This window comes from Paraglaciecola psychrophila 170 (assembly GCF_000347635.1).
Taxonomy (GTDB): Bacteria; Pseudomonadota; Gammaproteobacteria; order Enterobacterales; family Alteromonadaceae; genus Paraglaciecola; species Paraglaciecola psychrophila.
Window position 1 is genome coordinate 752732 of sequence record NC_020514.1, and the last position, 14052, is coordinate 766783.

Annotated in this window: 11 protein-coding genes; 10 read left to right on the plus strand and 1 reads right to left on the minus strand. The window is 40.5% G+C overall.

Annotated features, from left to right (window positions below):
* Positions 1 to 7: 7 nt before the first annotated feature.
* The 9 genes from C427_RS03340 (at position 8) to C427_RS03380 (ending at position 12088) form a co-directional block, all read left to right on the plus strand.
* A complete protein-coding gene (locus C427_RS03340; RefSeq protein ID WP_007642832.1) occupies positions 8 to 1102 on the plus strand; it encodes a hypothetical protein in 1095 nt (364 codons plus the stop codon).
* 67 nt (positions 1103 to 1169) lie between these two features.
* Positions 1170 to 3284 carry a 5-histidylcysteine sulfoxide synthase gene (ovoA, locus tag C427_RS03345; protein ID WP_007642833.1) on the plus strand — a complete coding sequence of 705 codons (2115 nt, stop codon included), beginning with the start codon at positions 1170 to 1172 and terminating at the stop codon, positions 3282 to 3284.
* Between the two features lie 17 nt (positions 3285 to 3301).
* Positions 3302 to 4498, plus strand: coding sequence for an FAD-dependent monooxygenase (locus C427_RS03350; RefSeq protein WP_007642834.1), 1197 nt, complete (start codon positions 3302 to 3304; stop codon positions 4496 to 4498).
* A gap of 568 nt (positions 4499 to 5066) precedes the next feature.
* Positions 5067 to 6047, plus strand: coding sequence for a transposase (locus C427_RS03355; RefSeq protein WP_007635053.1), 981 nt, complete (start codon positions 5067 to 5069; stop codon positions 6045 to 6047).
* 294 nt (positions 6048 to 6341) lie between these two features.
* A complete protein-coding gene (locus C427_RS03360) occupies positions 6342 to 7181 on the plus strand; it encodes a phytanoyl-CoA dioxygenase family protein (protein ID WP_007640598.1) in 840 nt (279 codons plus the stop codon).
* A 741-nt stretch (positions 7182 to 7922) separates the two neighbouring features.
* The gene (locus tag C427_RS26665) at positions 7923 to 8618 is read left to right on the plus strand and encodes a GMC family oxidoreductase (protein WP_015430409.1); all 696 of its coding nucleotides are present in this window, start codon (positions 7923 to 7925) and stop codon (positions 8616 to 8618) included.
* Between the two features lie 16 nt (positions 8619 to 8634).
* Positions 8635 to 9600 carry a GMC family oxidoreductase gene (locus tag C427_RS28070; protein WP_264369956.1) on the plus strand — a complete coding sequence of 322 codons (966 nt, stop codon included), beginning with the start codon at positions 8635 to 8637 and terminating at the stop codon, positions 9598 to 9600.
* Between the two features lie 890 nt (positions 9601 to 10490).
* Entirely contained in the window at positions 10491 to 11738 is a 1248-nt protein-coding gene (locus tag C427_RS03375) for an acyl-CoA dehydrogenase family protein (RefSeq protein WP_007640602.1), read from the plus strand.
* A gap of 131 nt (positions 11739 to 11869) precedes the next feature.
* Positions 11870 to 12088 (plus strand): hypothetical protein, encoded by a 219-nt coding sequence (locus C427_RS03380; protein WP_007640604.1) that lies wholly within the window; start codon positions 11870 to 11872, stop codon positions 12086 to 12088.
* A gap of 88 nt (positions 12089 to 12176) precedes the next feature.
* On the opposite strand, the gene C427_RS03385 is transcribed toward C427_RS03380, so the two are convergent.
* Positions 12177 to 12884 (minus strand): CPBP family intramembrane glutamic endopeptidase, encoded by a 708-nt coding sequence (locus C427_RS03385; RefSeq protein ID WP_007640606.1) that lies wholly within the window; start codon positions 12882 to 12884, stop codon positions 12177 to 12179.
* 299 nt (positions 12885 to 13183) lie between these two features.
* Here C427_RS03385 and C427_RS03390 point away from each other — a divergent pair, with 299 nt between their 5' ends.
* Complete coding sequence (locus C427_RS03390) at positions 13184 to 13603, plus strand: hypothetical protein (protein ID WP_007640608.1); 420 nt, start codon at positions 13184 to 13186, stop codon at positions 13601 to 13603.
* Positions 13604 to 14052: the final 449 nt, after the last annotated feature.

Genomic DNA, 14052 nt, shown 5'->3' on the forward strand with positions numbered 1-14052 from the left:
TCTTTTTATGTTGATACAAAATGTTATCCAACACCTGCTAAATATTCTTGAAGCGAAAGGTTTTAAAGCCCTAGTGCACTTCGAGTTGGAAGGAGTGTGTGAACTTCGCAGTGATCATAAAAAGCTTGATTATATAACTATTAACAAGATGCTTGCGAAACTGAACATAGACGGTGAGCTGAAATCCGAGTATTGGAAAAATCAGTGGGAGCTTGTATCGCTTTTTAATGGTCAGTCACCCTTAAAAGAAGCGCAAAACTTAGACCATGCTATGCGGGTTTTACCTATATTAATGTGCAAGCATGGTGCTGCTAAAGTGATGATGTCACCCGTTGCGTGGGGAGCAGATAAAGGTCGTTACGTGCGGGGGTCTGGCGCAATTTTTTCATTGGATACTCGGTCAGTACATATTCCTAATGCGATTCAAATGAATGTCAGCGTTAAAAACCATCAGGGTGAAAATTTATTTGCTCAACAAGGTCTAGGTGAATGGATACAATATGAATTGTTGGTGAATAGCTATAATTGTTGTCTTTTGTTTTTGCCCGAAGAAGATGCTTTTAAACGTTTAGCGTTACGTCAAGATTATGAATTGGACGCTGAGCTCAGTTCCCCAGTGGTACTGTCTGGCGGGCATCAAGGCAGTATTGCATTGTACAAAGAAATAGGTAAACACAATCAAGCAATGGGTTTAGAACCCCTTTTTTTTGCTGCCGACAACTCAGTACTACATTATGCTGGTGACTGGCGAAAAACAGCGCGAGTAGAGCATAGGATTGGTGCAACCAGTAAAAACTATGATCCTTATTTGAATATGTTGTTTATTCTTATAAACGTTCTTGAAGGTATTAGTAAATGGCAACAATTAGAAGCGTTGCCAAATTTTGAAGATAAAGCTTTACCCGTGTCTTTGTATGACCACCATAGTAAAGAAGATGGGCAAAAAAAATTAGGTGCGCTATCTTTATTTGAAAATGATAGCTGGTTTGCAAACAAGATAGATTATTACTGCCAAGACATGCCCGATAATAAAGAACTGTGCTTGGGTGTAAAGATTAAAGAATTAATGCTTAGTAAATACCAATTAACGGTTATTACGTGATATTCATAAAAGTTGCATTAACAATGTTTGGGTTGATTTAACTTGATAAAAATTAGGAAAGCACGTTTTGCTTAAACAAAAATTAATTATATTAGACAAGCCTCCGCTCTTAACAGGCACTGACGTTGAAAGTAAGCGGGCTGAACTCAGAGCATATTTTGAGCAAACTTGGGAGCTTTACGAATCACTTTTTTCTTTAATTAATGAAGACGAAGCTTTTGTACTGCGCCCAGAACCATTACGTCATCCGTTAATTTTTTATTACGGACATACGGCTGTTTTTTATGTAAATAAATTATTGCTTGGCAAATTTATTCAACATCGTATTAATAACCAAATCGAGTCTGTTTGTGCTGTGGGTGTAGATGAAATGTCTTGGGACGATTTGTCGCCGGGTAATTATCAATGGCCGAGTGTTGAAGACGTGTCTGAATATCGTGATCAAGTGAAAGAGACCGTATCATGTTTAATTGATATGATGCCGCTAACATTGCCTATTACTCAGGATTCATTAGCTTGGGTTATCCTCATGGGGTGTGAGCATGAGCGTATTCACATCGAAACATCGTCGGTTATCATGCGCATGCTCGATACCAAGTATCTAACTTCATCCAACGTATGGAAAGATTGTACAGACTCTGGTATAGCACCCAATAATGCTTTATTAAATGTTGCCAGTAAGTCTTTAATACTAGGTAAGCCAGATACCAACGTAACTTACGGTTGGGATAACGAGTATGGTCAATTACCGATCGATGTAAGCGATTTTTCTGCCTCACAATATTTAGTTTCTAACCAAGAGTTTATGGAATTTGTAGATGCTGGTGGCTACAAAACCCCTAGCTTGTGGACGCAAGAGGGACAAGGTTGGCTAGGCTTCTCTGAAAGTGAAATGCCACGTTTTTGGCGACGTAAAAATGGTGAGTATTGGCAAAGAAATCTAACCGAGGAAATTCCTTTACCTTTAAGTTGGCCAGTCGAAGTGAATTATCTTGAAGCCAAGGCATTTTGTAACTGGAAAGATAGTCACAGTGAAGACTTTGTTCGCCTGCCTACGGAAGCTGAATGGCAAGTGCTGCGCGACCAATTAGATACAGATTTAGCTGATTGGGATAAAGCTCCAGGAAACATCAACCTAGAACATTTTGCTTCATCATGCCCCGTGGATAAATTTAAGCAGACAGAATTTTATGACGTAATTGGTAACGTATGGCAATGGACAGAAAGCCCAATAGATGGTTATGAAGGGTTTAAAGTTCATCCGTTATACGATGATTTTTCAACACCTACCTTTGATGGCCAGCATAATCTCATTAAAGGTGGTAGCTGGATGTCTACCGGTAACGAGGCAACCCGTGATTCTCGGTATGCATTTCGTCGTCATTTCCATCAACATTCAGGTTTTCGTTATGTTTCAAGCATACATCAGGAAGTACCTATCACAGCCGTGACAAAATGTGAGATGCAAACCGATATTAGTCAACAATTACACCATCACTTTGGTGCGGCCAGTCATCAAGAAGACCACGACTTGCAGAAAATCCTTAAAGTAGTGCAGCCCCATATAACGCCAGACAGCAAAGTCCTCGATATGGGTTGTGGTGTGGGTCGTTTATCTTTTGAATTAGCCAAAACAACCAATCATGTTGATGGAGTAGACTTTACCGCAAGACATATTCAACACTGTCTTGATTTAAAAGAGCAAGGGCAATTACGTTATGCCATGCCTACTCAAGGTGAAATTTTCGATTTCCATGAAGTAACCCTAGAAAATTTAGGATTTGAGCAATCACCAGAAAACTTACATTTTGCACAAGGCGATGGGCTTAACTTAAAACCACAGTTCGGCGGATACGACTTAGCGATTTGCCATCGTGTTATCGAATACAGCTATCAACCGCAAGAATTATTACAACAACTTGGTCGACGCATAAAACCGGGTGGTGTAATAGTGTTAGGTAGCAGTTATGCTTGGGATGTGTCTATCACAGACGTACCGTATTGGATTGGCGGTTTTAAACGAAATGGTGAAAACCTAAGCAGCGAAGCACATTTGCTTGAAATTATGTCAGCTGAATTTGATTTGCTACAAGAAACACAAGTGACTAGCCAGTTTGAATTAGATCAACGTACTAGCCAAACAGCTAACAACCATATTACTATCTGGCGCAAACGAGACTAAAATGCTGGATTGTGACTTTGAGCAAAAAAATTGTTATTGCAGGGGCAGGTATTGGCGGTTTGTGTGCTGCGTTGGCACTGGCTAAACATGGGTTTGATGTAGCGATTTACGAACAAAGCTCACACCTTGGGGAAGTAGGAGCAGGCTTACAACTTAGCCCCAATGCAATACATGTGTTACAAGCTCTAGGTATCGCTGACAAAGTCAAAGCTAAGGCATTTAGACCTAAGTCAGCAGTAATGCGTCACTATCAAACCGGAAAAACCTACTTCACTGTACCATTAGCGGATACCGCCACTCAAAAATACGGGGCGGATTATCTGCATGTTCACCGTGCTGATTTACACCGCACTTTGCTCGATGCCTGCCAGAGTATGGAGGTAAGTATTCACTTAGGTCAAGCTGTTGAAAGTTATCAGCATGATTTCCAAAACTTAACTATCCATCTTGCAAACGGCGAAAGTCTAAAAGCAGGCGTATTAATTGGTGCTGATGGCATTAAGTCAAAAGTACAAGCTTGTATGCTAGGCCAGACATCCGCAGAGTTCACCGGGCAAGTTGCCTGGCGAGGAGTGGTCGAAGTAAAGAAACTTCCCTATGAATTAATTAAACCAAATGCCAATTTATGGGTAGGCCCGGGCAAACACTTTGTTAGTTATTATCTGCGCGGCGGTGACTTAGTTAATTTTGTAGCCGTACAAGAACGTACTGACTGGCAAAAAGAATCATGGAATGAACCTGGTGATATTAACGAGCTGCGACAGACATTTGATGGCTGGCATCCAGAAGTCACAAAATTATTAGCGGCGACAGAATCATGTTTTCTATGGGCTTTGTTCGACAGACAACCTCTTAATCAATGGACAGATAGCAACGTTGCCCTTTTAGGCGATGCCTGTCACCCGATGTTGCCATTTCTAGCTCAAGGCGCAGCTATGGCAATTGAGGATAGCTATGCTTTGGCGCATTGCTTGGCAAGTGATACTGATACCCACACAGCACTACAAACCTATCAAAATATACGCTTACCACGTTCACGTGATATTCAACTTAACGCCCGAAAAAATGCAGCTTTGTACCATATGAGTTCACCTATTGAGGAAGCTAAACTAGCGGTACTGTCAGGACTATCTAAGCTTGGTCTGAGTGATAGAGTGGCGGTAAACAAACTCGACTCTATCTATGCTTATAATATTGTAAAGCAATTGAACTGATTAATCAGAGTATGAATGATGGACTTTAAAACTCAGAGATAAGGCCTGTATTTGATAAGCGCTCGCCTCATACCAAACAGGCCTTTTTAACCATTCGGGAATGGATTTTTGAAATCGCCACAAGCTCTGATGAAATAGGAAAAATCGAAGAATACCTAAAATGGGGTGAGCCTAGTTATGTAACACAGCCACCTAAAACAGGCGCTACTTTAAGGTTGTCACAACGTAAATTCAATCCGTCTGAATATGGTTTGTTTGTGCATTGCCAAACAACTTTAATAGAAGAGTTTCGTGTGGTTTAACTAGATTTAAATTTTGACAAAAATCGAGGCCTATTATTCGATAGTCGCGAGCCAATTCAAACTGATAGCATCAAACAGTTTATTTATTTATTTAGCGTTGACTTATCACCGTCGCAAATATTGACTTAACTCTACGTCAAAGTACAAACCTATAGATTAATACTAAAAAACACTTAACCATTATTTACCAAGCCACCCATAACAATTTGACTAACTACCAAGACGAACTACGCTTTAATTAGGAATTAAATCAAAGGATTGATGTCATGCCCCAGCCACGTAGCAGCCAAATTAGTTTAACCGATACCCCTTATTACCATTGTATTTCCAATTGTGTGCGGCGCTCTTTTTTGTGCGGTGTAGATAAATACTCAGGTCAAAGTTTTGAACACCGCCGTGAATGGGTTGAAAAGCGGATGTTGTTTTTATCTTCAGTGTTTGCCATAGACATATGTGCCTATGCGGTGATGAGTAATCATGTGCATATGGTGTTACATGTGGATGTGAAACGAACGCAGGTATGGTCAGATAATAACGTGGCTCAGCGCTGGCATCGTTTGCATCGAGGCACATTGCTTACCCAAATGTTTGTTAGAGGAGACACGATAAACCAAGGACAACAGCAGACCTTAGATAACACCATCACCGAGTATCGCAGGCGCTTACATGACATAAGCTGGTTCATGCGTAATCTCAATGAACACATAGCCAGAGAGGCGAACAAAGAAGATGACTGCAGGGGGAGGTTCTGGGAAGGTCGGTTTAAATCTCAAGCCTTACTAGATGATGCAGCATTGCTGTCTTGTATGGCTTATGTTGACCTGAATCCGATCCGAGCCAAGATAGCGGATACGCCTGAAACATCAAAATACACGGGCATTCAAAAACGTTTAGAATCGATAAAACAGCCATCTATTAAAAATGTGTTGATGCCTTTTGTCGGCAACCCCAGACAAGATATGCCCAAAGGTATACCCTTTTCCCTTAAAGACTACTGTGAGCTAGTCGATATCACAGGAAGAGTCATCCGAGATGACAAAGCAGGGCATATTGACCAGCAACAGCAAGCCATACTGCAAAGATTAGGCTTATCAGACGAACAATGGCTCACCCTCACCACTGAGTTTGAAAAACACTTTTGTTATGCTGCCGGAGCAGAGCAAATGATGAATCAATTTAAAGAGCACACCGGGCATCAACGAATTCGAGGTATGGGTAAAGCGAAAACCTTGCTGCGCTGCGCATAACCGCAATAAACCAGTCAACTTATAGTCAACAAGGCATAGCTGTGTCTACAAATCCGTAAAACACTTCTTACTCCCAGCAATTAGCCATAAACTAACGCTTAACGTCATAACTCAGTCAATTACATCCATTTCAATACAAAAAAACGATTTTTTTTGAAGTTGGTTTTCAAAATCTATTATGGGTGGCTTGGTAAATCTTGGGTGGCTTGGTAAATCTCTTGGTAAATCCTCTGAATACACATTTAATCTGTAATGTATTAAGCTTGAAGATCAATTAATGAGGATAATTACATTATGAAAATTGAAGGCAATATTAAGGACTATTCGGACAGGGATCTGGCTAAAAAATTCAAACAACTGCAACCATCTGCGGATCGAAAGTCGACGTTGATTGATCGAGATTTCAAAAGTTTAATGTCTGATGGTTATGTCATTATTAAAGGATTGCTTACCCCATCTCAGTGTAATGACATTAAAACCACTTGCCTGCCTTTAATGTCGCACAAGGGTAGAAATGAATTTGAGGGGGAAAGAACGCAACGATTATATAACGTGTTGGCAAAAACTCGTTGCATCGATAGTTTGGCAGACCATCCAAGGTTATTGGGGTTGATGGATTTAATGTTTAGACCTAACTTTCTGCTGAGCCAAAGTCAGGTGATCAATATTTTACCTGGCGAAAAGCAACAAGCTTATCATTACGATGATTCATTCTATCAAATCCCTAGGCCTAGACCACCGCTAGGTGCGGCCAGTATTTGGGCTATAGACGATTTCACAGAGGAAAATGGTGCGACGGTAGTTGTACCAGCAAGTCATAAATGGGATGGTCAGCAGCGACCCACTCCTGACAGTGTTATTAAAGCGGTGATGCCGGCCGGCTCTGTTATATTTTTTCTTGGAACAACTTGGCATAGCGGTGGTGAAAACCATGCTAAATCTCCTAGACTTGCTGTGACACATCAATATTGTGAGGCATTTATGCGTCAACAGGAAAATTACTTGTTAGAATTGAAAAAAGAGACGGTAAAAAAACTTTCTCCAGAACTTCGCGCACTAGTAGGTTATTCGATTCATTCTCCTTTTATGGGCATGGTTAATGGTCAGCATCCTCTGAGGTTACTCGACGAATGATCAAACAATAATAGATGCTCCATCAATCTTAGTGAGTTAGGTTTTGAGCCCGAGGGTAAGTGTCTTAAGTGCACATAAAGCGACTAAGAGACCGCATCATTATCTATCGTTATTTGTTTATAATTCCACAGTGTCCACTTCTATAGGTTTCCTATACCAATAAGAAATACCAAATGGGAAGTGATGGATAGACTAATATCGCAGTGTCTAATGGGGGGTAATAGTTGAAGCAAGTCATCTCGTAGAGAAATATAGTCGTCAAAAACAGCGCTACGGGTAACGTTATGACTCTATGCGCCACGCTACCTATATTGCGCGCCCCAATACTGAAAAGCTAAATGAGGGTTATCGTTCTAAAGACTAACCATTTAAAAATATAAGTGGGCGTCGGTTCGTTAATTTTTATTTGATATACCTGCAAGTGACACCCAAAGAATAATTAGATTAGCCATGTTAGGTATTGATGAATTTTTCGTTATAACATACCTGATTTAATTTCTGAGTCTATTATCTTTTAGAGCGTTCTATCAATCCAAGGCAGTGGCAGCTTTGAGCATACTGAAATAAACCTATTTATTTCAGTGCATTTATTATGCTATTTTCTATTTAGGCAAAATAAAAGCCGATTAGAGTTCCTAATATGTCAAATACCGATCATAACCGAAGACAATTTTTAAAAAACATGTCAGCTAAAAGCGCTATAAAAGTTCAAAAGAAACTCAGCTGAATAGCGATTTTAATGTGGGCAAAATTTCACGTCGTGAGTTTCTACAGATAGCGGCGGCAATCGCTGTTGTTGCGCAAGCACCGCTTTTTTTAAGCGCAGCTCATGCTCAAGCTACTTCCGCTGAAGAGTATGATTATGTCCTGATTGGTGCTGGATCCGCAGGATGTGCGGTTGCAGCTCGTCTGTCAGGAGTCCCAGCGAATAAAGTATTGATATTAGAGGCTGGGCCTGCTGATACCAATGAGTATATACATATCCCCGCGACGTTCCCGCTTTTGTTCAAAACACCGTTGGATTGGAATTATACCTCTACACCACAAACAGCGTTAGGCGGCGACACACTCTATATTCCCCGTGGGAAGGTCTTCGGTGGTAGCTCCTCAATTAATGCGATGATTTACCAGCGTGGTCATACGTCAACATATGACACTTGGGGCGAAACTAACCCTGGGTTGAGTTATGCTGATGTGCTGCCAATGTTTAAAAGGTCTGAGAGTAACTCACGAGGTGAGTCTGCGGCTCACGGTGCAGATGGTCCTCTGTATGTTGGGGAACTGAATGATCCTAATCCAATTACTATTGCCATGCTTAAAGCATCTAAAGAAGCCGGATATCCTATGAATGATGACTTCAATGATGGTGACCAAGAAGGTATTGGCATGTATCAGGTAACGCAAAAAAAATGGGCGCCGCGAGTCTGCTGCGGTTAGTTATTTACACCCAGCGATTGATGCCGGTCGTCTCACTGCTCAGGCAGATGCGATGGTTCTTAAAATAATTGTTACCGATGGTCGTGCAACGGGGGTCACTTTCTTCGCCTATGGAAAAGAGCACACCGTAAATGCGCGAAAAGAAATTATATTATCTGGTGGTACTATCAACTCACCACAAATTTTGATGACTTCTGGTATAGGTCCCAAAGATCACTTAAAAGAGCATGGCATTGCTGTTGTCCACGATCTGCCTGGTGTAGGCCAAGATTTGCAAGACCACTTCATGATGCCTGTGGTTTATACTTGTACCAAGCCCATCAGCCTATCTCAAGCTGGTAGCAAAGAACAAGCCGAGCTGTATGCAAAAGGCAAAGGCATGTTGAGCTCGAATATTGCTGAAGCGGGAGGCTTTTTGAAAATAGATCCTAAATCACCCGATCCTGATCTTCAGTTCCATTTTTCTCCAGGGTATTTTATTTTAGATGGCGCAGGCAATCCAACAGACGGTTCTGATGCCTTCACTATTATGCCTTCTTTGGTGCAAAGCAAAGGAACTAGGTCGGTTACATTGGCCCCAGCGGATCCAAGTACTAAGCCGTTGATCAATCATAATATTTTTCAAAACGAAAAGGATTACGATGTACTTATTGCTGGTGTGAAGATAGCACGCAAAATTATTGCGGCATCAGCCCTCGATGAATTGCGTGGAAAAGAGTATCTGCCTGGCTCCGCCGTTCAAACCGACGAAGAGATAAAAGCTTATATAAACAAATATATTCAGACTATATATCACCCTGTAGGAACCTGCAAAATGGGCAGTGATGATATGGCGGTTGTCGATCACAAGCTACGTGTACACGGGATTGCCGGTTTACGGGTTGCTGATGCGTCAATCATGCCAACCATTATGAACGCGAATACTAATGCGCCCTCTATTATGATTGGTGAGAAGTGTGCGGATATGATCCGTACTGCATAAACACTACAAAGTCATTTAAGTTTAGACTCACACTGGTCGCCTGAACCATCAGGCGTATCAGTTGTTATATATCTAATAAAGCCTTAACACTAGGATAAATGAAGAAGATACTGCATACACTTGCCAGCCTTATTGAAAATCCTGTTACCACACTAACACTGCAACTATCTCAGAAAAAACCACCGACCAGTAAGCTACCATAGTTGTTTTCATTTTAGATTTTAGCCAAACAAAAATAGTTACTCAGCGATAGGCAAGACAATTGACATATTGCTTGGGATTCGTTTTTTCTTAACTTTGGTTGTTACTTTTTCAAAGCCATAACCTAGTGTTACCTAAACAAAAGTGAAGCGAGACTTTAGTCTGTTCCATGTGAAATTCTAGCCATAATAAAAAAATTAACGTTCAGCGGTTTATCATTATCTAAGGGATTTTGAATAGTTTGGCTAAATTTAACTTACCGGTAAAATAGTGGGTTTATCTTTGATAATAATCAGTCAATTTAAGTTAAAGCAAAAAAACTATTTATTATTTTGGGGTTTAGTCATCACAGTCAGAAAATATTGGCTAAAAAACAGTCATTTTAGCCATTCTATTTTTGAAAGTTACAGCCGCTTGTTGAATTCTAATTTAGCATTGATGCGTTTAAAATACGGCTTTAAAAATAACAGTGATAAATCACTATAAATGGCTCTTATAAAAAAATCGTAAAATCACTTTTTTTCTGAAAATATCAGTAAATTCAGCTGTTTGAAGCGATCTTGATAGCCATTGCAGCGTCATTCAACTATTATATTTTGACCGATTTATTTGAAATCTATACTTCATTATTCGTGACAATAAGCGTCAGTTATACACGTCAGATTTCACCAAATTTTAAGGAAACAACTATGTCGACTGAAGACTTAAACGATTTACGCATGTCTGAGGCAGTGCGTCCGCTTTACCTTGCTGTAAAGAAGCATATTGAAGAGAATGTTATCCCGATCCAAGATGAATTTTATTCAATTGGTGAAAAGCTTACTGATCGTTGGAGTTACTCTGAACGTCAAATGGAATTGCTGGAAGGCGCAAAGAACAAAGCTAAAGAGCTCGGCCTTTGGAATTTTTTCTTACCAGATGCTGAAACAGGTGAAGGCTTATCCAACTTGGATTACGCATACATCGCCGTTGAACTGGGTAAAGCGCCTTTAGCGTCTGAAACATTAAACTGTTCTGCACCTGACACAGGCAACATGGAGGTGTTGGAGCGCGTGGGTACGCCCGAGCAAAAGGCACAATGGCTTGCACCTCTCCTAAGAGGCGAAATACGCTCTTGCTTTGGTATGACTGAACCTAACGTCGCATCTTCTGACGCAAAAAATATTTCAACATCGGCTGTTGAAGACGGAGATGACTGGGTCATCAACGGTGAAAAGTTTTATATTTCTGGTGCCGGTGACCCACGCTGTAAAATTATGATTTGTATGGTTAAAAGCAGTCCTGATGCACCAACACACAAACAACAATCACAAATTCTAGTGCCACTAGACGCCCCAGGTGTAACTATTGTTGGTCCAATGCATGTATTTGGTCATGACGATGCACCTCACGGTCATATGCACATTAAACTTGAAAACGTGCGGGTGCCTAAGACTAACATGTTGTTAGGCGAAGGCCGTGGTTTTGAAATTTCTCAGGTACGTTTGGGGCCAGGTCGTATTCACCATTGCATGCGTTCAATTGGCCAAGCTGAAAAAGCGTTGCAGCTTGCACTTGAGCGTTCAACTTCACGAGAAGCTTTCGGTAAAAAAATATATCAGCTTGGTAAAAATATTGAAGTTATCTCGAAGATGCGTATCGATATTGAAGCCATGCGTATGATGGTTCTAAAAGCAGCAAAAGCGATGGATGTATTGGGTAACCAAGAAGCGCGTATCTGGATACATATGATCAAAGCGATGATCCCAGAGCGAGTTTGCGAAATCATTGATCAGTCCATGCAACTTCATGGCGCAACCGGCATATCACAATGGTCACCGCTTTCTGCTATGTATGCGGGTCAACGTACCTTACGTTTTGCTGATGGCCCAGATGAGGTTCATCACATGGTGGTTGGTCGCAATGAAGTACGTGAGTATGAGCGTAACAAAGACTAAGTACATTATTTTCGACTCTTTTTTCGAATACATTTTCGAATGAGCGCATAATCAAAAAGGGCCGACATATTCTGGCCCTTTTTTGTATTTAATAAAATACAGGCTTTTAGGATCTCCCCAAGGAGAGCAGTATGCGTAAATATAGTATTGCAAAACAATGTACGGCTGCTGCTTTAACTGAATCGAAAGAGGAAAAGATTAACGACATTGACGTATTAGAAGCACTGATCATTACTTTGATTGCAGAAATGACAAAAACCGCAGGAGCCATTCGAACTGCAGAAGTCATAGATTATGAGCTGCGTAATATCTCCGGTGGACTGGATAAAGATTTTTTGCGATCTAGATAGAACATCATTGCGCAGACATCCATTATCGTTTAATCAAATATTTGGCGTTATTTCGTAATATTTAACATTGGTAATCTAGTTAATTTATTTAGCTTTGATATGTTGAGATAAAACCAATGGTGTTTGTTGCGCAATGAGCCAGAGTGGCAGGCCATAAGTTGCGGCCAGAAAAATAGTATGCCATTCCCCAAATCAACCCCAGAATTCCAGCGCCGACCATTCCTCTGGAACCTTGCCAAACGTGTGCAATACCAAATATTATCGAAGTAATAACAATCGCTAGCATCCATCCAAAAGTAGTCTTACCTAATCGTGCAGCAAGGTAATTCAAGATAAGGCCTCTAAATAATAATTCCTCTGCAAACACGGCTACCCACGTAAGTGGCGTGAGTATTAACAACAAGGTCAAATTTCCTACTAAAGGACTTTTTCTAGCCACTTCTTGGGAGAGTGGGCCTTGGAATATATCGAACAATTCAACTACAATTGAGCCGCAGACTAAGCTAAGTAATATTATTCCTATCAGCCAAAGTGCCAATTTAAAAAAAGAACTCAGTGGACTGTTACCCATGTCAGTCCGCTTTAAGCCAAGTTCAGACAACTGACGCCCAGAAGATTTGAAAATTAAAATCCAACATAAAGTGAGGACAAAATAGGGTGTGCTACCGCCTAAAACTGGCAATAAATCAAAAAACTGAGAAAACTGTGCTGTTTCTCGTGCTCCGAGCAAAAATGCAAAGAGGATCCCAGAGCCTATAACTTGAAGTTCGCAAGTGTAGCGGTTTTTTAGCATCATAAAAATCCGTTTGGTGATCTTGTGGCGACATCGGATCCTTGCTTAATCTATCTTCTAAATAGGCTGCATGATCGAATTTCGTTATGTTAGTAGTGTCCCATAATGCGAATGAATTTTGATGGTTTTGATGGTTTTGATAGATTTGATATGTAAAAACTTATGTTTGATACAGTGTTTCAATAATTGAAGACGCCTACCATGGCGTTATTAGTTCTAGCCAAAATAAATGTTAGAAGAGTTATTGTCCGCATTCCCCTTTTAAGGCATGGTTATTTGTAAGGTTCTAAAAGGAGATACTTATGAACTACTACCTAATTGGTGCAGGTTGTTTAACTGCCGTCGCTGCTTTAATGCATATTGGTTGTATTATCTTCGGTGCAACTTGGTATCGGTTTTTTGGTGCCGGGGAACAGATGGCGGTTATGGCTGAACAAGGTTTGATGAAACCTACAATCATCACGTCGTTTATTGTTGTTGTGTTATCTATTTGGTCGCTTTACGCGTTTTCTGCTGCTGGGCTCATAGGGCGTTTACCGCTTATACGTCTGGGGCTGATTATTATCACCGCGACCTATCTTGTTCGTGGAGTTGCAGGCTTTTACTTTGTTTCTCATCCGATAGGCAGAAGCTCTGAATTTTGGATCTGGAGTTCTGTGATTTGTTTGTGTATCGGCTTGATTCATCTGATTGGGTTTATACAACAATGGGCTAGCCTCTAAACACAGTGATGATCAGTAAATTTACTTACATCTATTTCTGATCATCATGTCATCGGGCGTACACGGTTACCAACTCATCACTTACAATATAATTTTCAGTATCGTTCTTGATATTATTGTATATCTTTGTAGGTGAATTGGTCAATCCAGCCTAAATTGGCTGCGCCATAGATCAATGTTGTTACGATCCAAGTAAATCCCCTCCAGCCTTCTTTCCCACATGTATCTTGCATTCTTGAGTGCATCATTTTAGCGAAACATGCACAGAATTGATGCTCTTAAATAGACTGATTAGTCCGTTTATAGGGTTTATTTTAAGTTAAGTGTCTGTATATATTATATTTTTTATGATTGGCCTATATTGTGCTAAGGCTTGTGTTAGCAATCGAAGATTTGCTCAAACTCAATATTTCGTACTTCCGTCGTGTTCTGGTGTGTCTGCGGATAAT